Annotated in this window: 21 protein-coding genes and 1 pseudogene; 9 read left to right on the top strand and 13 right to left on the bottom strand. The window is 37.1% G+C overall.

Features of this window, described 5'->3' with window-relative positions; all coding sequences use genetic code 11:
• Positions 1 to 40 precede the first annotated feature (40 nt).
• Positions 41 to 988: pseudogene (locus tag K7B07_RS27770) on the top strand (DUF3945 domain-containing protein); the annotation flags it as partial.
• Positions 989 to 1,018: 30 nt separating this feature from the next.
• Here K7B07_RS27770 and K7B07_RS02445 read toward each other — a convergent pair.
• From K7B07_RS02445 to K7B07_RS02425, 5 genes are all read right to left on the bottom strand, one after another.
• A complete protein-coding gene (locus K7B07_RS02445) occupies positions 1,019 to 1,234 on the bottom strand; it encodes a DUF417 family protein (protein WP_223707126.1) in 216 nt (71 codons plus the stop codon).
• A 3-nt stretch (positions 1,235 to 1,237) separates the two neighbouring features.
• Positions 1,238 to 2,374 (bottom strand): L-dopachrome tautomerase-related protein, encoded by a 1,137-nt coding sequence (locus K7B07_RS02440; RefSeq protein WP_089765055.1) that lies wholly within the window; start codon positions 2,372 to 2,374, stop codon positions 1,238 to 1,240.
• Positions 2,375 to 2,390: 16 nt separating this feature from the next.
• Positions 2,391 to 3,326 (bottom strand): NADP-dependent oxidoreductase, encoded by a 936-nt coding sequence (locus K7B07_RS02435; RefSeq protein ID WP_223707124.1) that lies wholly within the window; start codon positions 3,324 to 3,326, stop codon positions 2,391 to 2,393.
• 42 nt (positions 3,327 to 3,368) lie between these two features.
• A complete protein-coding gene (locus K7B07_RS02430) occupies positions 3,369 to 4,439 on the bottom strand; it encodes an L-dopachrome tautomerase-related protein (protein ID WP_223707122.1) in 1,071 nt (356 codons plus the stop codon).
• Positions 4,440 to 4,570: 131 nt separating this feature from the next.
• Positions 4,571 to 5,464 (bottom strand): MBL fold metallo-hydrolase, encoded by an 894-nt coding sequence (locus K7B07_RS02425; protein WP_223707120.1) that lies wholly within the window; start codon positions 5,462 to 5,464, stop codon positions 4,571 to 4,573.
• A 102-nt stretch (positions 5,465 to 5,566) separates the two neighbouring features.
• Here K7B07_RS02425 and K7B07_RS02420 point away from each other — a divergent pair, with 102 nt between their 5' ends.
• On the top strand, positions 5,567 to 5,923 hold the full coding sequence (locus tag K7B07_RS02420) for a winged helix-turn-helix transcriptional regulator (RefSeq protein WP_089765049.1): 357 nt from the start codon (positions 5,567 to 5,569) through the stop codon (positions 5,921 to 5,923).
• 41 nt (positions 5,924 to 5,964) lie between these two features.
• Here K7B07_RS02420 and K7B07_RS02415 read toward each other — a convergent pair whose 3' ends face one another.
• The 4 genes from K7B07_RS02415 to K7B07_RS02400 all read right to left on the bottom strand — a co-directional run bounded on the left by K7B07_RS02415 (position 5,965) and on the right by K7B07_RS02400 (position 9,378).
• Positions 5,965 to 6,855 carry a helix-turn-helix domain-containing protein gene (locus tag K7B07_RS02415; protein WP_223707118.1) on the bottom strand — a complete coding sequence of 297 codons (891 nt, stop codon included), beginning with the start codon at positions 6,853 to 6,855 and terminating at the stop codon, positions 5,965 to 5,967.
• 35 nt (positions 6,856 to 6,890) lie between these two features.
• Entirely contained in the window at positions 6,891 to 7,715 is an 825-nt protein-coding gene (locus tag K7B07_RS02410) for an SDR family NAD(P)-dependent oxidoreductase (protein ID WP_223707116.1), read from the bottom strand.
• A gap of 187 nt (positions 7,716 to 7,902) precedes the next feature.
• Positions 7,903 to 8,442, bottom strand: coding sequence for a carboxymuconolactone decarboxylase family protein (locus tag K7B07_RS02405; RefSeq protein WP_089765042.1), 540 nt, complete (start codon positions 8,440 to 8,442; stop codon positions 7,903 to 7,905).
• A 108-nt stretch (positions 8,443 to 8,550) separates the two neighbouring features.
• The gene (locus K7B07_RS02400) at positions 8,551 to 9,378 is read right to left on the bottom strand and encodes an AraC family transcriptional regulator (RefSeq protein WP_089765040.1); all 828 of its coding nucleotides are present in this window, start codon (positions 9,376 to 9,378) and stop codon (positions 8,551 to 8,553) included.
• An 81-nt stretch (positions 9,379 to 9,459) separates the two neighbouring features.
• Between K7B07_RS02400 and K7B07_RS02395 the strand changes: the two genes are divergently transcribed.
• From K7B07_RS02395 to K7B07_RS02380, 4 genes are all read left to right on the top strand, one after another.
• Positions 9,460 to 9,852, top strand: a complete 393-nt coding sequence (locus tag K7B07_RS02395) for a DoxX family protein (RefSeq protein WP_089765038.1) — start codon at positions 9,460 to 9,462, stop codon at positions 9,850 to 9,852.
• 4 nt (positions 9,853 to 9,856) lie between these two features.
• On the top strand, positions 9,857 to 10,819 hold the full coding sequence (locus K7B07_RS02390; protein WP_223707114.1) for a polysaccharide deacetylase family protein: 963 nt from the start codon (positions 9,857 to 9,859) through the stop codon (positions 10,817 to 10,819).
• Between the two features lie 111 nt (positions 10,820 to 10,930).
• Positions 10,931 to 11,734, top strand: a complete 804-nt coding sequence (locus K7B07_RS02385; RefSeq protein ID WP_223707112.1) for an SDR family oxidoreductase — start codon at positions 10,931 to 10,933, stop codon at positions 11,732 to 11,734.
• A 40-nt stretch (positions 11,735 to 11,774) separates the two neighbouring features.
• Positions 11,775 to 12,692: a helix-turn-helix domain-containing protein gene (locus K7B07_RS02380; protein WP_223707111.1), complete on the top strand. Its 918-nt coding sequence runs from the start codon at positions 11,775 to 11,777 to the stop codon at positions 12,690 to 12,692.
• 12 nt (positions 12,693 to 12,704) lie between these two features.
• On the opposite strand, the gene K7B07_RS02375 is transcribed toward K7B07_RS02380, so the two are convergent.
• The 3 genes from K7B07_RS02375 to K7B07_RS02365 all read right to left on the bottom strand — a co-directional run bounded on the left by K7B07_RS02375 (position 12,705) and on the right by K7B07_RS02365 (position 15,804).
• Entirely contained in the window at positions 12,705 to 13,526 is an 822-nt protein-coding gene (locus K7B07_RS02375) for a helix-turn-helix domain-containing protein (RefSeq protein ID WP_223707110.1), read from the bottom strand.
• 172 nt (positions 13,527 to 13,698) lie between these two features.
• On the bottom strand, positions 13,699 to 14,916 hold the full coding sequence (locus tag K7B07_RS02370) for an MFS transporter (RefSeq protein ID WP_223707109.1): 1,218 nt from the start codon (positions 14,914 to 14,916) through the stop codon (positions 13,699 to 13,701).
• A gap of 63 nt (positions 14,917 to 14,979) precedes the next feature.
• A complete protein-coding gene (locus K7B07_RS02365; protein WP_223707108.1) occupies positions 14,980 to 15,804 on the bottom strand; it encodes an SDR family NAD(P)-dependent oxidoreductase in 825 nt (274 codons plus the stop codon).
• A gap of 153 nt (positions 15,805 to 15,957) precedes the next feature.
• Between K7B07_RS02365 and K7B07_RS02360 the strand changes: the two genes are divergently transcribed.
• The 3 genes from K7B07_RS02360 to K7B07_RS02350 all read left to right on the top strand — a co-directional run bounded on the left by K7B07_RS02360 (position 15,958) and on the right by K7B07_RS02350 (position 18,397).
• Positions 15,958 to 16,815 carry a helix-turn-helix domain-containing protein gene (locus tag K7B07_RS02360; protein WP_223707107.1) on the top strand — a complete coding sequence of 286 codons (858 nt, stop codon included), beginning with the start codon at positions 15,958 to 15,960 and terminating at the stop codon, positions 16,813 to 16,815.
• A 119-nt stretch (positions 16,816 to 16,934) separates the two neighbouring features.
• Entirely contained in the window at positions 16,935 to 17,348 is a 414-nt protein-coding gene (locus tag K7B07_RS02355) for an OsmC family protein (protein ID WP_223707106.1), read from the top strand.
• 5 nt (positions 17,349 to 17,353) lie between these two features.
• Positions 17,354 to 18,397, top strand: coding sequence for an alpha/beta hydrolase (locus K7B07_RS02350; RefSeq protein WP_223707104.1), 1,044 nt, complete (start codon positions 17,354 to 17,356; stop codon positions 18,395 to 18,397).
• Between the two features lie 76 nt (positions 18,398 to 18,473).
• Here K7B07_RS02350 and K7B07_RS02345 read toward each other — a convergent pair whose 3' ends face one another.
• Positions 18,474 to 19,274: a helix-turn-helix domain-containing protein gene (locus K7B07_RS02345; RefSeq protein WP_223707102.1), complete on the bottom strand. Its 801-nt coding sequence runs from the start codon at positions 19,272 to 19,274 to the stop codon at positions 18,474 to 18,476.
• Positions 19,275 to 19,299 lie beyond the last annotated feature (25 nt).

The raw sequence follows: 19,299 nt of genomic DNA, 5'->3' as shown, positions 1-19,299 counted from the left end.
TTCTTATACATTCGGCAATGAATAATAAATATTTGATAGTATGAGTGAAGAAACAACAACACAAAAAATGCCCGAACAATTTTCAGACATACTGCTAGTATTGGATAAAGAGAAAAAGAAAATTCAGGCTGTAAAGAGTATTGATGATAACGGGAATATGGAAACCGTTGATCCTACGAAAAAAAATCAGAACCAGTTTATGCGGGTGGACAAACATGGAGACTTCTTCTCCAACTTCTTCTCCAATTTTTTTAGCCAGCTAAAGAACCCTAGCAATTTTTCATTCTTCAAGGTACCTGCACCTGTTGCGGTTGAGAAAGCACAGGAAATGCAGCAACAAATAAACAATCCAACTCCCGAGGGAGAAAAAGTGATGAAAGATCAAGAATTAAAACCAGAGTTAAACCTGGATAAAAAACAAGAAAATCAAGACAATATGGAAACAACACAGACAACACCGGAAACAAGCGAATACCGCTACAAACCGGAACAGATAGATTGGGAGACGATGAACAATCTTGGGTTGAGTAAAGAAAAACTTGAAAAAATGAACCTCCTTGACCCGCTGCTTAAAGGCTACAAGACCAATGAACTGGTTCCTGTGAGCCTGAACCTCGGGACAGCTGTTACCCGTATGGATGCTCGTTTGTCGCTACAGCCGAATGATAACGGACAAATCGTGGTTGCCATTCACGGTATCCGTAAAGAGCCCAACCTCAACTTTGAATTTTTCGGACATAAATTCAATCAAGATGACAAGGATAACTTGCTAAATACCGGAAATATGGGGCGTGTAGTCAACCTGACAAATCCGAAAACAGGAGAAACCATTCCATCAATCATTAGTGTGGACAGACTGACAAATGAATTGGTTGCCCTAAAAACCGATTTCATTAAGATACCTGACGAAATAAAAGGAGTAAAACTTGATGAAACTCAAAAGCAAACTTTAATGGAGGGTAAACCGCTTCAAATAGAGGGTATGATTTCTAAAAAAGGAACAGAATTTTCGGCAACATTACAATTCAATGCTTTTATGCGCTTTGTATTCTTCAGGATGATTATAGAAAAAGCTCATTACGGGACTGTTGGCTACAAAGGGAACGATGCCGTCTGCTTCATATTGGAAGGCTTTCAAGCCACCAATCCAAGCCATCACAATGAAAATGGCTATCCTGGTGAAATTGATAAAAACCTTTTGGCTGTCAGCTAGAATTTGGATAATGCTTTTCATCGTTTAAATTTTAATTCTCAACACTTTAAACGGCTTTTTAAACTGCACTACCCCCTCGTGAAACCAAGGCATCAACTGAATTTGCGAATTGGAAATGTATAAATATCCATCTTCAGAAATGCTGTAACTGTCTGGCCAGATCAGTTGTTCATCATCCTTTACAATCGTCTGCATTTTCAAATCCGGAGTAATTTTTACGATTGAATTCTGCTCCAAATCTCCAAAATATAGATTCCCTTTTTTGTCGAAGATCATTCCGTCCGTTGTGACGAATTTTCCTAAATCTTCTACACTTTTGTTTAAAACAGTCTCAGTTGTCTTAAAATCTCTCAACAAATCGGTTTTAATTCTATACAAACGGTTATCTGTAAGCGGCTTGTAGTACACATATTGATTATCGGGAGTGAGCGCAATACCATCTGAATTCACTTTAAGTGAAGAACCGTCACCTTTTTTAAGCTCCGTCCCCAATGGAGAAAAATGATAATTCGGGTCAGATTTTACAGAAGGGGAATTGGCTAAAACCAATCTTGATTCTCCTGTGTTAATATTCAAAACAATGATTCCACCTGTATTTGAATTGCTTAAGTAAGCAAAACCATTTTCATTATCCACCCGGATATCGTTGATGTAAACATCTTCTCGTACTACATTTTCTGGAAATCTGTATATTTTCTCGATTTTATTAGTGGCTAAATTTATTTTAACCACTTTACTGCTGTGCTGGTATACTTTTCCAAGCCCGATTCCTGCTGCATCTACCACCCAAAGAAATCCTTTGTCATCAGTCACCACTGCTTGAACGCATACAAATTTATTTTGGCCATCTTCACCTTTTTTAAAGCTATTCCATTCAGCATCGGGATAAGGAACTGGTTTTCCATCTTTCACCTCAACCACTGAATAGGAATGCGAATCCAGCCAATAAGGATAATTCACAAAAACTCGGTTGTCTTTTGCTACAGCAACACCTGTTAATTGATAAGTACTGTCTGCAAAAACTTCTTCTAAAATTGGCTTTTGTTCAGCAACCTGCTCAATTGTGTTTTCTTGAGCATCGGCTTTGGTTGATGAATTATTATTGCAAGCTGTAAACAATGTGACCAACATTGCAATAGCCGTTAAATATGTCAATTTCATAATTTTAAATTTTGATTTAAAGCGTTATCACTATTTTACCCACCGTTCTGCCCGTTTCCTGCTCCAAATGAGCTTCTCTCATTTGTTCGAAAGGAAAAACCTTTGAAACATGAGGTTTTACAGCACCACTTTCCAAGAAAGAAGCAATCTGTTTCATATCCTCACCGCTGGATTGTACTAGAATGAAATAACCTTTCACTCCTTTAGAGTTTGCCTTTGAAGTGACCTCTTCATTCAATCCTGTCGGAATACTGATGATAGAACCACCTTCTTTGGTCACTTCAAGAGAATGGTCGATATTATCTCCTCCAATCGTATCCAACACAAAATCAAAAGTTCTGCCCGCTGATTTCCAGTCGAAACCGTGATAGTCGATATGTGAATCTGCACCTAGGCCCAAGACAAAATCTTTGTTTTTAGCGGAAGAAGTTCCCGTTACTTTCGCTCCCAAATGTTTGGCAATCTGTACCGCGATATGCCCAACTCCACCTGATGCGGCGTGAACCAAAACTTTTTGCCCTTCCTGAATATTCGCATTGTGAACCAAAGCCTGATACGCCGTAAGCGCAACCAAAGTGGAAGCTGCAGCATCTTCAAAAGAGATATTTTTTGGTTTTAATGCCAGTTGATTGGCTGGAACCGCTACAAATTCTGCATACGCTTTTCCGTGTCCGGGAAAATTAACCATTCCGAAAACTTCATCGCCTATTTTAAAATCTGAACTTTTAGTTTCTTCCACGATCCCGGAAATATCCCAACCCAAAATCAATGGATTTTCTGTTTTTATTCTTCCATAAACGCCTTTTCCAGAACGGCTTTTTGTGTCTACAGGATTAATACTGATAGCTTTTACTTTTATCAATACTTCACCTTCGTTAATGGCAGGTCTCGCCAATTCCACATATTCTAAATTTTCTACGCTTCCTGCTTCTTTTAATATGATTGCTTTCATAATTTTTTTTTAAATGTTATATATGATGTTTGATCTTTTTACTTAGTTATTTAGAGGTTTTGCATTGATTTTCAACTTGTAAATCACAACGGGAAGTTCCACTTTGCTTTTTCCGTTTTGAAATGCCGCCAAACGGTTGAGCTGACCTGTGGGAATCCATAGATAGCCGTTGTCATCAATCCATAAAGCGTCTGCCCAAAGCAATCTTTTGTCTTTAATGACCAGACTTTCTTTTCCTTCTGGTGATATTTTAATGATTTCGCTTTTATTGACATCGCTTACATAAATATTTCCGTCTGCATCGATGGCTGTTCCTCCTGTTGATGGGGTTTTATAGAATAATTCTACTTTCGATGCCAGATCTTTTTCAGATATATTTTCATCATTCAGATATTGCGTTTCCACTCTCCAAAGCGGACCGCTTGCAGGCTGAAAGTAAAGCCATTTCCCATCGGGAGAAATTTCCAATTGGTCTGCGTGGATTCTCACTTCATTTCTTTTTTCATCTTTCATGATTTTCCCTTCCGCTTTTATGGGTAAATTATCCGTGGTTGAAGGTTGATTTTCTAAAACTCTTCTTCCTTTACCTGTCGTTTTATCCAAAATAATTAAAGCCGGTTCTCCCGCATCTGTCAGATAAATGATGTTTCTCGAAATTCTTAGATCATCAATAAAAGTTGAAGGTTTTGCAAGTCCAGTAAGGGGAATTATCTGTTGAATGGTATTGGTTTTAATATTAATCGAAACCAATTTTAATGCATTTCCTGATAACGGATTTTGTCCCATTGAAGGTGTTCCGGTATCCACAATCCAAAGCTGACCATTTACGATACGTATGGAATTCGTCCTTACAAACTTTTCGTTTACATCTTCACCAGGTTGCCAATTGTTCCAATCTTCATTGGGGTAGGGAATGATTTTCCCATCTTTTAAAACTTCGCCCACACTCATTCCTTTTCCGCCTTCTATTTTAGGGAAGTTGACGAATATTCTTCCATCGGAACTTGTGGTTACACCGTTCCAAACTAAGTTCGAAGTTGCTACTTGCTGTAATTGTGCATTGGCAAATCCGCAGATAAGCAGCAGAGGTAAAAGGCTAAATGTAATTTTCATCTTTATTTGATTTCAATAATTTTGATAGTACAAAGTTACCTTCAACTATACCTGAATAAATAGTACATTTCGAGGAATAAATAGCACAGATTTACATAAACTAAAAATCCTCCACCTGGGAGGATTTTACTTTAAACGGTATAAAAAGCTTTTGGAATGTATCGATACCCTTCTTCATTTCTTTCGATAAAGCCTAAGCCGGGATATGGCAAATGATCTCCAAAAAGGAGTTGGTTTGAAGATGCTAATTTTTCAAGAAGATTTTTTCGTGTTTTAATACCTAATTCAAAATCAGAATCAATTTGATTACCCCATTCAGGATGCGCGACCAACAATATGTGCTGAAAAGTATCAGCTATATGTAATAATTCTTCTCCCTCAGATGTAATGGTAATAATTGTGTGTCCAGGCGTATGACCTGGTGCATGTTCCAATCGAAGAAAACCAAACAGGTCGGCGCTATCTTCATAAAAAGTAAGTTTTGAATCGATTGGTTTAAAATGGTCTCTTGCAAACTGGATTTCAAAATCGGAAAATTGATTTTTCGTACCTTTTGAAAAGTCAGGTTCCTCAGACATCCAGAATTTATATTCTGTTTCTGAAATATAATAATGAGCATTTTCAAAAACCAATTTGCCTTCTTTGTCAACAACTCCTCCAATATGGTCAGGATGGGCGTGAGTAAAAACAATATCCGTTATTTCTTGAGGACTAACACCTAAATTCGCCAGGTTTTCAATTAACTTGCCACCAAGAGGTGAAAGCATAACACCACTACCTGTGTCTATTAGAATATTTTTCTTCCCGTCTGTTATTAAAAGAATATTACCTGCCAATTCTAATTTGTCTTCCGTAAGCCTATTTTCATTTAAAAATTTTTTGAGTTTCTCTTTTTCAATATTAGGTGCAAACATTGGCTGAATGTTTTCAATTTCAATAACTCCATCTGTAATCACAGCCAAATGAAGTTTTCCTAATTGGAATTTAAAATATCCCGGATTTTTAATGTTGTTGAGTGTATTCATTTTTTTATAAATTTGTTGATACAAAATTAAAGCAAGTAACTATCTAAAAGATATTACTATCTTTTTAGATAGCACTATCTTTTAAGTAAGTAATGGAATATTATGGCTAGAGTAACTGACGGTACTGAACAAAAAACTTGTATGGAAATAATGCTTCCAATACAGGACGCATTAGAAATTTTAAAAGGAAAATGGAAATTACCAATTATCGTTTCTTTATCTTTCGGAAGTAAAAGGTTTAGGGAGCTTGCAAGAGAAATTCCTAAGATTACAGATAAGGTTTTATCAAAGGAACTAAAGGAATTGGAGACAAATCTATTAATTACCAGAACCGTACATGACACATTTCCCCCAACAGTAGAATATGAAATCACTGAACACGGATTGTCCTTAGAAAAAGTAATTATGGCGATGAAAGACTGGGGCCTGGAACATAGAAAAAAAGTCACAGCAAGTTGATTCTTGCTATGACTGTAACAAATTGTAATGCAGTTTTAATTTCAGTTCATCTGCAATTTCCTAAACTCCAAAGGTTTCATTCCCGTCTGTTTCTTGAATAATCTTGTGAAATAAGAGGCGTTTTCAAAGCCTAATTCATAAGCAATTTCAGCCACCCCTTTTTCGCCCAATCTCAATAGGTTTTTCGCTTCAGAAATCATAAAAATATGAATCAGTTCCATTGCGGTTTTTCCGGTTTCCTGTTTTAATAAGTCACTTAGGTATCTTGGAGAAACAAAAAGTTGATCGGCTAAAAAAGCAACATTCGGAAGACCATTTTTCTCTAATAAGCCTTCATCCAGATATTTTTTCAACGCGTCATTAAACTTGGAAGCTGTCTTGCCTGTTACCTGCGCTCGGTCGATAAATTGCCTTTTGTAATATCGCTGCGCATATTTTAAAATCGATGAAATATGACTTAAGATAATCTCACGGCTGTACTCATCGGGGTTATTAAAATATTCTCCCTGAATTTTTGAGTGGAGTTCCAGTATAATCTGTTCTTCTTTTGGCGAAAGATGCAGTGCTTCCGTTACTTCATAATCGAAGAAGCTATATTTTTCAATTTCCTTGAAAAGCTCGTGTCCATTCAGATAATCTTCGTGGATCATCAGCATATAGCCTTTTTCTTCGAATTGAAGGTCCTTCAACTCTATGATTTGACGTGGTTTTGCAAAAAACAAACAACCATTATCGTGGTCGTATTGCGTACGACCGTACATAAAAACTCCCGATTTTATTTTTTTGAAAGCTATCACATAACAATCTGTTGTAAACTCCCGGTTTCCCAAAGTACACGCCGATTGGCATCCAATCATACTGAAAAGCGGATGTTCAGGAGCATCCCAATGATTCCCCAAATGCAATTCGGTAAGGGTTTTATAATGTGTCATTACTGTTGAATTTGAAATACTAATTTACTGTTTTTTTAATGACCGTGAGCGGCAATACTCACTTCTTTCCATTCTTGGATATCATTTAATCTTTTGGTGTAAATCTCATTGATAGCGTGATACGCAATTTTACCCAACAATAATCGTTGAGGAGGATTTTGATTGTCGATAAGATTCAAAACAGGTTCTACTGTCGCTTCTGGTTTTCCCCAGGTATCCGGATTTTCCCCACTTTCGGCAAATGCAGCACGAACAGGGTTATAATCTGCAATCTCCGAAGAAGTCTGAACTGCCGAAGCTCCTGCCCAATCTGTGGCAAATCCGTTAGGTTCTATTAATGTCGTTTTAATTCCCAAATGAGCTGTTTCTGAACCAATCGTTTCAATTAAACCTTCTATCGCAAATTTTGAAGCGTTGTACAATCCTAAAAGTGGCAAAGTCGTTAATCCCAAAAAGCTGGAAATCTGAATGATATGTCCGCTTTTTTGTTTTCTCATCACTGGTAGAACGGCCTGTGCTACCCAAAGTGAACCGAAAAAGTTGGTTTCCATCTGGTCTCTCGCCTGCTGTTCTGTCGTTTCTTCCGTTGTTCCGAATAAACCAAAACCTGCATTATTAATCAAGACATCAATTCTTCCGAAATGTTTTTCTACCTGTTCCGTTACTTCAAAAACTTCTGAACGGTTATTAACATCAAGCTTTAAAGGCAAAATATTGTCGCCGTATTTATCTTTCAAATTCTGTAATGAAGAAACGTTCCTTGCGGTTGCCGCTACTTTGTCTCCTCTTTCCAAAAGTGCTTCAGCCCATAATTTTCCGAATCCTTTTGATGCTCCTGTGATAAGAACTATTTTACTCATTGTTTTAATTTTTTAGTGTTATTTAATGAAGCAAAGTTATCATCAAACCCAACCGAACTGCTAGCTCATTTTAGCTGAAAAATAGCACAGAAATACGTTTTGGAAAAAATTTAAAAATAAAAAAGCCTCCCAAATATACATCTGGAAGGCTTCCACTTAAAACTAAATACTTATATTAAAACACTTCTTAAATAGCCTGTGCCAAAGGAAAATCAATAGGAATCTGAGTGTTGGCAAATACATAGTTGGTAAAACTTCTCAACGCCACCAAAGCAGTCAGTTCAACTAGAGCTTTTTCGTCGAAACCTGCATTGAAGAAATTTTCTAAAGCCCCGTTTCCTGCGTTGCCTTTATTGTTTGCAATGGAGTGAGCCAATTTAATCGCAGCTTCTAATTTTGCCTCAGAAAAACTTCCTTTTCTGATTTCCAGCGTATCTTCTTCTGTAAAACCTCTCATTTTCGCCAATGTAGTGTGCGCTGCCAAACAGTAATCACATTCATTGACTTGCGAAACGATTAGATTAATCGCTTCTCTTTCTTTTGCCGTAAACGATGAGTCGTGTGCCAAAGATGCCTCGGTTTCCAACATTGATTTTAAAGCGGATGATGAATAGCCTATCGTTGCGTACAAATTGGGAATTTTTCCCATTTTTTTCTCTACAGATTCTAAAATGCTCTGTGCACTAAAGCTTAGCTGTTCTTTTTCGGGTACTGAAATTGTTTTCATTTTTTTACGATTTAAATTATTTCATTTTGTTAATACAAAGTTATATCAGCACACAAAGAAATTACTAACCCATTTCAGCGGAAGAATAGCACAGAAATACCCATAGTATTAAATGCTTCTCTTTCGATACGAAGAAGGGGATTTACCTTTATATTTTTTAAAGATCCTGTTTAAATGACTTTGGTCTGTAAAACCAAATTCTAAAGCAATTTCATTAATACGCATATCAGTTAACATTAAACGGCTTTCAATGAGCTTCAACTTATAAAGCATAATATATTGTTGCAGGCTTTCTCCGGTGTGTTTTTTAAAATATTCGCCCATATATTTTGGAGAAAGATGAAACTGTGCCGCCAGTTGGTTGACTTTTAATTTCTCTGGCTCGAAAATATGTTGATGAAGGTAATTAATGATAGGCATTACACTGGAAATTTTACCATTGAAAACTTCCTTTTCCTGCAAAGTAAGATTGCGGGCAGCATAGGTAATAATGGTATTTATTAATTGTTGAATGACTTGCTCCTGATGAGGTGCCTGGCTTGCCCTTTCACGAATTAAAGCTTCGACGGCGGCACGGATAAACGGCTTGTCGGTAACGGTTTTTAGAATGCAACCCGGAAGATGATTGTGGCTGTTAAAAATATATTCCAGCTCACGGATGTTTTGGCTGTTTTGGGTTTTAATATAATCGTTATTAAACCTGATGAAGAAAAACTGGCTTAACGATTGAACCTCGAAACTATGCAGATCCTCTGGAAAAATCAGGAATAATTTGTTAGGCGCATAAGGAAGTTGATGCTCATTAATGATTTGGATGCCTGTTCCTTCCATCACAAAAACCATCTCAAAAAAAGTATTTTTTCGGGGTTTGGCGGTGTACTCGTGCGTTTCGAGCCATTCTAATTCATAGGTACTGTATAAATTTTGCACTTCCATACCTGCAATTTTACAAAAAAATCCAGTAAAAAACCTTGTTTACTTCCTTGTGTTTAGTTGAACTTTGTAAAAAACTTTATTATGAATGATATTTCTTATCTCATGTTACGTCTGGTGGCGGGCATCAGTTTTTTCGGGCACGGTTTGGTAAGGTTACCAAAATTGAATGCTTTTAGTCAATGGATGACTGGCAGTTTTTCAAAATCAATGTTGCCACAAAGTTTGGTTACGCCTTTTAGCTACGCCTTGCCAGTGGCAGAATTCACTATCGGTATATTACTAATCTTGGGCATCTTTTCTCCTAAAGTAATTATCGCAGGTTGGGTTGTGATGCTCCTATTAATGTTCGGCACTTGCCTAATAGAAAATTGGGAGGCTTTACCATCGCAAATGATACACGCCATCATCCTTGTTGCGCTGTACCAATTCATCGCTGCAAACAGCATTTCACTAGACCAATTTTTTAAAAAATAAAAATATGATTGACAGAAGAAAGTTCATAAAACAAGGCAGTTTGCTTACCACAGCGGGCTTGGTTGCAAGCGCCGTACCATTTTCTGGAATGGCGCAAAGCGGAAAAAATATGCAACCAGAGTCCAAATCAAAAAAATCAAAATGGTTGGATGGTTCAAGATTGGTGGTTTCAGTTTCTATGCAGTTTGAAGCCGGCGGGCAACCCGAAAATGCAGAAAGCCCTTTCCCTCAAAATATGGAAAAAGGCTATAAAGATTTACCGGCAACAACCTGGTATGAGTACGGATATAAAGAAGGTATTCCTCGGATGTTGGATAACTGGGATAAGTTGGGTGTAAAAATCACCTCGCATATGGTGGGCAGTGCAGTGCTAAAAAATCCGGCATTGGCAAAAGAAATTGTAGATCGTGGTCACGAAGCTGCTGCACACGGAATGAACTGGGCTACGCAATACACAATGTCATACAACGAGGAGAAAAAGTTTATTAAAGACGGTGTGGATGCCATCAAAAAAATTACTGGTTTTGATGCAATTGGTTATAATGCCAATTGGTTGCGCAGGGGCGAAAACACGTTGAAAATTTTACAGGAATTGGGATTTTTGTACCACATAGATGATTTAAGTAGGGATGAACCTTTTATTCAAAAGGTAAACGGAAAGGATTTTGTAACGGTTCCTTACACATTACGTTGCAACGACATTCAACTCATTGAAGGCAAAAATTTCTCTGTTGATCAATTCGTACATCAGGTGAAAATGGAGTTTGATCAGTTGTATGAAGAAGCCGCAAATCGCAGAAGGCAAATGTCCATCAGCTTCCACGACCGAATTGGCGGCACACCGCAAATGGTACAGGCGGCGAAAGAACTGTTCACATATATAAAAAAATACGAAGGTGTAAGTTTTAAGCGTAAAGACGAAATTGCGAAGATGGCTTTGGAAGATAAAACCACGATAAGAGAATGATAAGTGAAAGGTGTCAGTTGCGAAGAAATGTATAAGTCTTTCCGTAAAATCTACAATTGTGGTTTGGCGTGTTGCCGGAACTTTGCATTATAAATTTTAAACAAATTCATTATGAAAAGTACAGTATTCATCACCGGTGCATCATCGGGATTAGGAAAGGCAACCGCCAGATTATTTCAGCAAAACGGATGGAATGTAATAGCTGCAATGCGATCGCCGGAAAACGAAAAAGAACTGAATCTTCTTGAAAACGTTTTGTTGGTAAAATTGGATGTCACCAATTCACAACAAGTTCAGGAAGCAATAGCAAAAGGCACAGAAACATTCGGTTCGGTTGATGTTTTGCTAAACAGCGCAGGCTACGGATTGATGGGCGTTTTTGAGTCTTCAAATCCTAAACAGATTCAGCAACAATTTGAAGTGAATGTTTTTGGTTTGATGAATGTTACCAAAGCCGTTTTACCAATAATGAGAGCACAGAAAAAAGGAACAATCATTAATATTTCTTCGTTCGGAGGAATTACCGCCGGAGCTTTTGCCAGCTTGTACAACAGCTCGAAATTCGCAGTGGAAGGATTTTCCGAAGCTTTACATTTTGAAGTTTCTGCGTTCGGAATTGATGTAAAAATCGTAGAACCTGGAAGTATCGCTACGAATTTCAGAAGCGGAATCGAAATGATTCAGAATACAATTGAAGAATATAATGCGGAATTGGCAGCATTCGTTCCGAAATTTACCAAACGCACAGAACATATTCCAAAAGCGAGCGCAGAGCAGGTTGCGGAAACTATTTTCGGGGCTGCAACAGACCAACTCCCCAAATTAAGATATGTAATTGGCGAAGATGCACAGTTTTATATCGACTTGAAAAACAAAAATTCCGAAGCAGATTTTTTGAGATTGATGCAGGCGTAATTCAGCAGAAAAGTTTAAATTTAATACTAAAATCAGAAAAATGCCGGAAGCTTTTATTTCCATAAAATCGGTTGCAGACCTTCATCGTTTTTACAATTACGGAAGCCCAAAACATCCTTTGGTGACGGTGATTGATTTGAAAAACATAAGCCGATCTGACGAGAATTTTGCCAACTATTTTTACAGCCTTGATTTGTACACAATTGTTTTCAAAAAGTTCAAAGGAAGTTTAAAATACGGTCGTTCCCATTACGATTTTCAAGAAGGAACTTTGATGTTTACGGCACCCATCCAGGTAATGAGCCCGAGTGCAGATACCCAGATTGAGGAAGGTTGGTTTCTGGCATTTCATCCTGATTTTATTTACGGGTCAGATTTAGGAAAAAAAATTCAGAAATACACCTTTTTTCAATACGAAAGCAAAGAGGCACTTCACATTTCGGAAGATGAAAAAGTTTTGCTTGATGAAGTAATTGTTAGGATTAAAAAAGAATATTCGCAGAATATCGACCGCCATACTCAAGGTTTAATTTTAAATCAGATTGAAATGCTTTTGAATTATGCTGACCGATTCTATGACCGACAGTTTTTTACCAGAAACAAAACCGGAAACGATGTAACCCAACGTTTTGAAAGTTTTCTTAATGCTTATTTTAATGAGGAACAATTGATAGAAAAAGGCATTCCCGAAGTAAAATATTTTGCCGACAAACTAAATTTTTCTCCCAATTATTTATCAGACTTGCTCAGTAAATTTACAGGCAAAACAACTATAGAACACATTCATTTAAAGCTGGTCGATAAAGCAAAAAACATCCTTTTGGGAACTACAAAATCGGTAAGCGAAATTGCTTATGAACTTGGTTTTGAACATCCCTCGCACTTCACTAAAATTTTCAAAACCAAAGCCGGAATTTCTCCGCTGCACTTCAGAAAACAGTTTCCTGAGCAGAATTAAAAACATATAAAACTACTTAACCGCTTCTTTTTTATATTGAACAGGCGTTACCCCAACCACTTTTTTAAATAATCTGGTAAAATATGACGGACTTTCGAAACCTAAATCATAGGCAATTCCTGCAACGTTGCTTTCTGAACTCAACAGCAGATTTTTAGCTTCTTTAATCAAATAAATATGAACGTGTTCCAAGGCTGTTTTTCCGGTTTCCTGTTTCAGAATATCGCTGAGATAACGGGGAGAAATCGCAAGTTCTCCAGCCATAAAATTAACGCTTGGCAAACCGTCATCAATATGTTTGTTCGCTTTGATATACTCATCCAGAACCATCAGGAATTTTTTAACCATACTTCCCGAAACATTCGGGCTTCGGTCTATGAACTGTCTTTTGTAAAAACGGTCAGAATATTTTAAAATAGAATCGATATGCGACAAAATAATTTCCCTGCTGAATTCGTCCGAATTTTCATCATATTCTCTTCTGATTTTCTCATAAAGTTCCCACATAATCACTTCTTCCGAAGGCGAAATGTGAAGCGCTTCATTGATCTCATATTCAAAATAACCGTACTTTTTGATTTGCTCGTTCAGTGGATGTCCCGATAAATAATCTTCGTGGAAAAACATCACAAAACCCTTTTCAGCAAACTGAACATTGCGAACTTTAATGATTTGTCTGGGCTTCATAAAAACCGCCGAGCCATTGTTGTGATCATATTTAGTTTTACCATACAACACATAACCAGACTTGATTTTTTTTAAACCAATCATATAAAAATCTCCTGTAAATCGGTCTTCACCTACAGAATAGGTCATTAATTCTTTACAAGTCATCAAACTAAAAGGGGATTTTTCGGAGGTTCGAAACCGCTTTTCTCGTGCAATTCTACGATGCTTTTATAGTGATTGATTTTTTCCATATTTAATTGGGCTAAAAGCTTTAAGTATTATCAAATTTAAGAAATTAAAAAACAGAAATGGACAGCACTTCTGTTTTGTATAGTAACTAACTTACCTGCGAGCTTGCTTCCAATCTTTGATGCATCGAAGCTTTTCTGAACAGTAAAATGGTAACGAATAATGTCCCAACAATGATAAAATTTACCGAAGCAAATGTCTGAATATCTTTAATTTCAAATAAATTAATTAATCCATAGCCCGCAACTGAGCTTACTACATACACACCACCACCAGTCAAACCACTTGCAATTCCGGCATTTGTCCTGAATCTCTGTAAACTGTACGCATAAACATTATTGAAAATAAATCCCGATAAAAGATGTAATGATAAAGTGAAACCCAGTAAAAATAAAAATCCGTCATACTTTAAAGTGACAGTAAGCATTGCAAAAACGATGAGTAGCTGTAAAATTATCGCCGTATTTATTTTGGTAAAAAGTCCCTTTTTAATCATTAATTTAGAAGTAATTCCGCCACTCATTAAAGCAATTCCCGAAGCCAGTGAGCTATACCCCGTAACGACTGGCGAAAATCCATATACTTTTTCAATAATAAAGGGACTTACCATTCCGTAAACTACTAGAAGTGAATAGCTTAAACCAATAATGATTAATCCTAAATAAAAATCAGGTGTTCCCAACATTTTTTTGTAAACTGCTACAATTTCTTTTCTTTTAAACACCTGAAAATTCTGTAGAGATTCTCCTGTAAACCGAAGTTCGAAAATCAAAATAATGATGGTAAGAATTCCTAAGAGATAAAAATTGGATTTCCACCCGAAAAGTACCTGTAAATAGCCACCAATGAAGGGTGCAACAATAGGTGCAGTTGCCCAGACAATCGAAAAAAGACTGGTGTAGTGTTTCAGCTTTTCGCCTTTGTATAGGTCAACAAAAAAAGCTCTTTTCCCGACAATAATGAGTGAAACCGTGATCCCCTGAATAATTCTCATCAAATAAATCACATAAATTTCCGGAACCAAGGCAATGATAAAACTTGCCAAAGAAAAGGTGATTAAAGCAAAAATATTGATTCTGTATCTCCCAAAACTATCAAGAGTACTTCCGATAAAAAGCTGGCTAAATCCTGAACTTACCATAAATAAAAGCAGTGAAATCTGCACTTTCTCAACCGGTACACTCAAATCTTCTGCCATCGCAGGAAGTGACGGAATGTAAATATCCGTCGTTAAGCCATCCAGCGGAATGAGCATAAACGCCAATATTGTACTGATGTACAAATATTTTGTCTTTTGAAATTTCATATTGATAGGATTTAAAAAAAGAAAGCCTTGCTCTTTTTTATCAGCAAGGCTTTCATAAAAAAATTAATGACCGTGAGCTGCTTCGGAAACTTCTTTCCAATCGTTCCAGACCTTTAGTTTTTCGGCATAAACTCGTTCGGTTTTTCTTAATCCTACTTTTCCTAAGAATAAACGAAGTGGCGGGTTTTCGCTGTCGATTAATTTTAAAATTGCAGGAACGGTAGCATCCGGTGTTCCATAATCTTCAGGTAAAAGACCTTCAGCTTCTCCCAAACTGGCTTTCAAAGCATCATAAGCCGGAATTGCATCGCCGTGAACTGCAGAACTTCCACCAAAATCGGTTGTGTAGCCATTAGGTTCAATCATGGTCACGTTAATTCCGAACGGTTTCACTTCTGTTGCCAAAGCTTCGCTGAAACCTTCCACCGCAAATTTAGTTGCGTTGTAAATTCCTAAAGTCGGTAAGCTCCAAACCCCTAAAACACTCGATAACTGAATCACATGACCGCTTCCCTGCGCTCTGAAAATCGGCAAAGCAGCCTGTGTTACCCAAAGCGTACCAAAAACATTGGCTTCAAAAACATCTTTAATTGCTTTTTCTCCCACTTCTTCCACCGCTCCGAAAACACCATAACCGGCGTTATTGATGACAACATCTAAACTTCCGAAGTGATTTTTAGCTTTGTTTACTGCTTCAAAAACCGCTTCTCTGTCGGTGATATCTAAAGAAATAGGAAGAAAAGTTTCGGGATATTGTTCTGCCAAAACTTTATAAGCTTCAATGTTTCTTGATGTTGCCGCTACTTTGTCGCCTCTTTTTAGCAATGCTTCTGTCCAAAGTTTTCCAAATCCTCTTGATGCTCCTGTGATAAAAATTGTCTTTGCCATTTTTTAAAATTTTGATTGTTTTGTTTTTAAATTTTGATAAGACAAAGTTATCTCGCATCAGCACCAAGCTTGTAACCCAAATCAGCGGAAGAATAGCACAGAATTACGTTTTTGAAAATAATTTTAAATTTGTACTAATAACATAAGTAGATAATGAGCAATTTGACTCCCATTTTCGAATCGCATCACAAAAAATTAGGATTGGTTTCTTTTAATTCCGAAACGTTGGATTTTGTGAATGGAGAAACATTCAGACCTTACATCAAAGTTTTGTTCGTTCCCGCAGGTTATTCTTTGACGGTAGATTTCAATGTTTATGAAACTGAAAATCCGGCTTTGTTTTTCATTAACACCAATCAATATCTTGATATTCAATCGGCAACTGATGAAGATGCTTTTTTGATTTATTACAACAGAGATTTTTACTGCATTCAGATTCACGACGAAGAGGTGGCTTGTGACGGACTTTTATTCAACAATATTTTTGAAATTCCAAAGGTGGATTTGCTGGAAGACCAGCTGAAAACGGTGTCGCAATTATTTAATCAAATCAATGATGAACTTAATTTTCAAGACCGTTCATCTGAGGAAATGATTAGAACCTATCTGAAACAAATCATTATTAGAGCTACAAGACAATGGAAAAAACAGAATCTTCAATCCGAACAGTTTAATCTCATTAATGTTGAACAGGATTTTTTCCGAAATTTTAGCCGTCTGGTAAATATTCATTACAAAGAAAAACACAGCGTTGCCGATTATGCAGACCTTCTGAACCTGGCTCCCAAAACGCTTTCCAATAAATTTCACAAACTCAATCTCGAAAATCCGAATGAGATGATTAAAAACAGAATCATTCTGGAAGCAAAGCGATTGCTGCTTTACAGCGAATTGAGCATTAAGGAAATTGCCTATCAATTGGGCTATGAAGACCCAGCGTATTTTAATCGAATGTTTGCCCAAAAATCAGGGAAAACTCCGGCGGTTTTTAGGAAAGAAATTAAAGATTAATTCATCATTTCCCAATAGAAGGAAAAAAGTACAATTCTAATCGACCTTTTGATATTTTTCAGCACCTTGCAGCGACATACCTTTGTTTCATCAAAAAATAATAATTAAAAACAAAGATTATGAAACGTAACGCAACCGCCGTTTGGAACGGTACCATCAAAGAAGGAAACGGACATTTAACCACTCAAAGTACCGTTTTAAATCAAACCCAATATTCATTCAACAGTCGTTTTGCGGACGGCGTTGGAACTAATCCAGAAGAGCTTTTGGCAGCCGCCCACGCCGGATGTTTTACAATGAAACTGAGTCTGGATTTGACACAAGCCGGTTATCACCCCGAAAATCTGGAAACAAAATCTGTCATCACCCTCGACAACGGAAAAATCACACAATCTGAATTGACACTCAACGCAAAAGTGGACGGAATCTCCACAGAGGAATTTGAAAAAATAGCCAGAGAAGCAGAAAAAACCTGTCCGGTAAGTTCGGCTTTCAACTTCGAAATTATCTTAAATATCAACCTTCAAAAATAATTATAATGAAAACAGTATATGTCAAATTGCTAACCTTAGCAACATTTTTTATCATTAATTCTACTATTATGGCACAATCTAATCCAGCCTCACAAGACCCAAATATTGGCAGAGAAACCAGAGAATTTTTAAAAGCTCTCAACAGCGGCGACGGAAAACCATTGGAAACCTTGGCTCCAAAAGATGCCAGATTGGTTCTGGTAGGTGCTCAAAAATCTGTAAACTTCGATTATGCTGACATCGAAGAATCTGAAAAAACCATTACACAAGATGGGCAAACAGTAAAAATCCACATCGTAAAACCAAAGGGCGCAAAGGCCGGACTTCCTGTATTTATGTTCTTTCATGGTGGCGGATGGGTTTTAGGAGATTATCCTACGCACAAAAGATTGGTTCGTGATTTGGTTGTAAACAGTGGTGCAGTAGCAGTTTTTCCGGATTACACGCCCTCTCCGGAAGCGAGATTTCCAATTGCTATCAATCAGGCTTACGCAGCAACCAAATGGGTTTCTGAGCACGGAAAAGAAATTGGTGTTGATGGCACCAGACTTGCCGTTACAGGAAACAGTGTAGGCGGAAATATGGCAGCTGTTGTGGCACTGATGGCAAAAGATAAGAATGGTCCCAATCTAAAACAACAAGTGCTTCTTTGGCCAGTTACAGACTCAGATTTCAGCAGGGCTTCTTACGCAAACTATGCTCAGGAAAGATTCTTAACAACCCCATTGATGAAATGGATGTGGGATAATTATCTACCTGATTTAAAAGAACGTAATAACAAATATGCTTCTCCATTAAAAGCTTCTTTGGAAGAATTAAAAGGTTTACCACCAGCATTGGTTCAGGTTGCCGAGAATGATATTTTGCACGACGAAGGTGTGGCGTACGGAAGAAAACTGGATGATGCAGGCGTTCCAACAACAATTACAGAATACAAAGGTTTCATCCACGATTATGGAATGCTGAATCCGTTGGCCCATATCCCGGCAGTCCAAAAATCAGTTTTAGATGCCGCAATAGCTTTGAAAGTGGCATTATTTTCAAAATAATGCCAAAAATATTAAAGAAAATCCTGCCTGGTATTTATAGGCAGGATTTATTTTTTTGTGAATTTCTAAATGGTGACTATCTATTGCTTAAAGTAATATTATTTGGACTGTATCCAAAATGCTTTTTAAAGGCATAAGAAAAATGAGATAAATCCTCAAAACCCAAATCAACATAAATTTCTGAAGGCGATTTTTTTTGTTCGTTGATCAGATAATGAGCTTCATCTAAACGTTTCTGTAAAATCCATTTGTGAGGCGATGTGTGAAAGACCTTCTCAAAATCACGCTTGAAAGTCGCTAAACTTCTTCCTGTGAGGTAAGCAAAACGGTCCAAATTGACATTGTACATATAATTTTTAATCATAAACGATTCCAAATCAATTTTAAAAGGCTCTGAAAAATCGAAAAAAATATTTTTGAGTTCAGGCTGCGCTTCTATTAAAATAAATAAGAGTTCCTTTATTTTGAGGTCGATAAAATCTTTGGTAAGCAGTTTCGGATTTTCAAGAATGGTTTTTAATGATGTGATGTAATTTTCAAGTACATCGTTCACTTCAATGGCGATCATTGGTAAAGAGACTTCGGATTGAACGGATACTAAATGATAATCCTTCGCCATCGTTCTCAAAATTTCGTCACTCAGAAAAATATTGAGACTTTCAAAAGTCTTGTTTGTAGCAGGTCGTTTGGTAAATTTTACCAACTGATTTTTTCGCAGTAAATAAAAATCGCCCTCATTAGCAACGTATTTCTTCTGCCCGTAAGACAGGTCAAAACTTCCTGAAATCTGCAAAGTCAAGACGTGTTGCGGTACGAAATTTTCGCCGTTCCTGCTCGTCTCGTGATAGCACGAATAGACAATGTCTGATTTTTCCATTTCAATTTAATGCTAAAAGATAAAG

The organism is Niabella beijingensis (assembly GCF_020034665.1).
Lineage (GTDB): Bacteria > Bacteroidota > Bacteroidia > Chitinophagales > Chitinophagaceae > Niabella > Niabella beijingensis.
The sequence above is the reverse complement of the archived record's forward strand: the minus strand, read 5'-3'. Positions and strand labels throughout refer to the sequence as shown.

What these genes read in the sequence shown, in the direction of transcription:
- K7B07_RS02380 (WP_223707111.1), top strand. Translation starts at nt 11,775, where the DNA reads ATGCCGGAAGCTTTTATTTCCATAAAATCGGTTGCAGACCTTCATCGT.
- K7B07_RS02395 (WP_089765038.1), top strand. Translation starts at nt 9,460, where the DNA reads ATGAATGATATTTCTTATCTCATGTTACGTCTGGTGGCGGGCATCAGT.
- K7B07_RS02345 (WP_223707102.1), bottom strand. Translation starts at nt 19,274, where the DNA reads ATGGAAAAATCAGACATTGTCTATTCGTGCTATCACGAGACGAGCAGG.
- K7B07_RS02375 (WP_223707110.1), bottom strand. Translation starts at nt 13,526, where the DNA reads ATGACTTGTAAAGAATTAATGACCTATTCTGTAGGTGAAGACCGATTT.
- K7B07_RS02430 (WP_223707122.1), bottom strand. Translation starts at nt 4,439, where the DNA reads ATGAAAATTACATTTAGCCTTTTACCTCTGCTGCTTATCTGCGGATTT.
- K7B07_RS02445 (WP_223707126.1), bottom strand. Translation starts at nt 1,234, where the DNA reads ATGAAAAGCATTATCCAAATTCTAGCTGACAGCCAAAAGGTTTTTATC.
- K7B07_RS02440 (WP_089765055.1), bottom strand. Translation starts at nt 2,374, where the DNA reads ATGAAATTGACATATTTAACGGCTATTGCAATGTTGGTCACATTGTTT.
- K7B07_RS02355 (WP_223707106.1), top strand. Translation starts at nt 16,935, where the DNA reads ATGAAACGTAACGCAACCGCCGTTTGGAACGGTACCATCAAAGAAGGA.
- K7B07_RS02400 (WP_089765040.1), bottom strand. Translation starts at nt 9,378, where the DNA reads ATGGAAGTGCAAAATTTATACAGTACCTATGAATTAGAATGGCTCGAA.
- K7B07_RS02405 (WP_089765042.1), bottom strand. Translation starts at nt 8,442, where the DNA reads ATGAAAACAATTTCAGTACCCGAAAAAGAACAGCTAAGCTTTAGTGCA.
- K7B07_RS02390 (WP_223707114.1), top strand. Translation starts at nt 9,857, where the DNA reads ATGATTGACAGAAGAAAGTTCATAAAACAAGGCAGTTTGCTTACCACA.
- K7B07_RS02425 (WP_223707120.1), bottom strand. Translation starts at nt 5,464, where the DNA reads ATGAATACACTCAACAACATTAAAAATCCGGGATATTTTAAATTCCAA.
- K7B07_RS02415 (WP_223707118.1), bottom strand. Translation starts at nt 6,855, where the DNA reads ATGACACATTATAAAACCCTTACCGAATTGCATTTGGGGAATCATTGG.
- K7B07_RS02435 (WP_223707124.1), bottom strand. Translation starts at nt 3,326, where the DNA reads ATGAAAGCAATCATATTAAAAGAAGCAGGAAGCGTAGAAAATTTAGAA.
- K7B07_RS02385 (WP_223707112.1), top strand. Translation starts at nt 10,931, where the DNA reads ATGAAAAGTACAGTATTCATCACCGGTGCATCATCGGGATTAGGAAAG.
- K7B07_RS02370 (WP_223707109.1), bottom strand. Translation starts at nt 14,916, where the DNA reads ATGAAATTTCAAAAGACAAAATATTTGTACATCAGTACAATATTGGCG.
- K7B07_RS02410 (WP_223707116.1), bottom strand. Translation starts at nt 7,715, where the DNA reads ATGAGTAAAATAGTTCTTATCACAGGAGCATCAAAAGGATTCGGAAAA.
- K7B07_RS02365 (WP_223707108.1), bottom strand. Translation starts at nt 15,804, where the DNA reads ATGGCAAAGACAATTTTTATCACAGGAGCATCAAGAGGATTTGGAAAA.
- K7B07_RS02360 (WP_223707107.1), top strand. Translation starts at nt 15,958, where the DNA reads ATGAGCAATTTGACTCCCATTTTCGAATCGCATCACAAAAAATTAGGA.
- K7B07_RS02350 (WP_223707104.1), top strand. Translation starts at nt 17,354, where the DNA reads ATGAAAACAGTATATGTCAAATTGCTAACCTTAGCAACATTTTTTATC.
- K7B07_RS02420 (WP_089765049.1), top strand. Translation starts at nt 5,567, where the DNA reads ATGGCTAGAGTAACTGACGGTACTGAACAAAAAACTTGTATGGAAATA.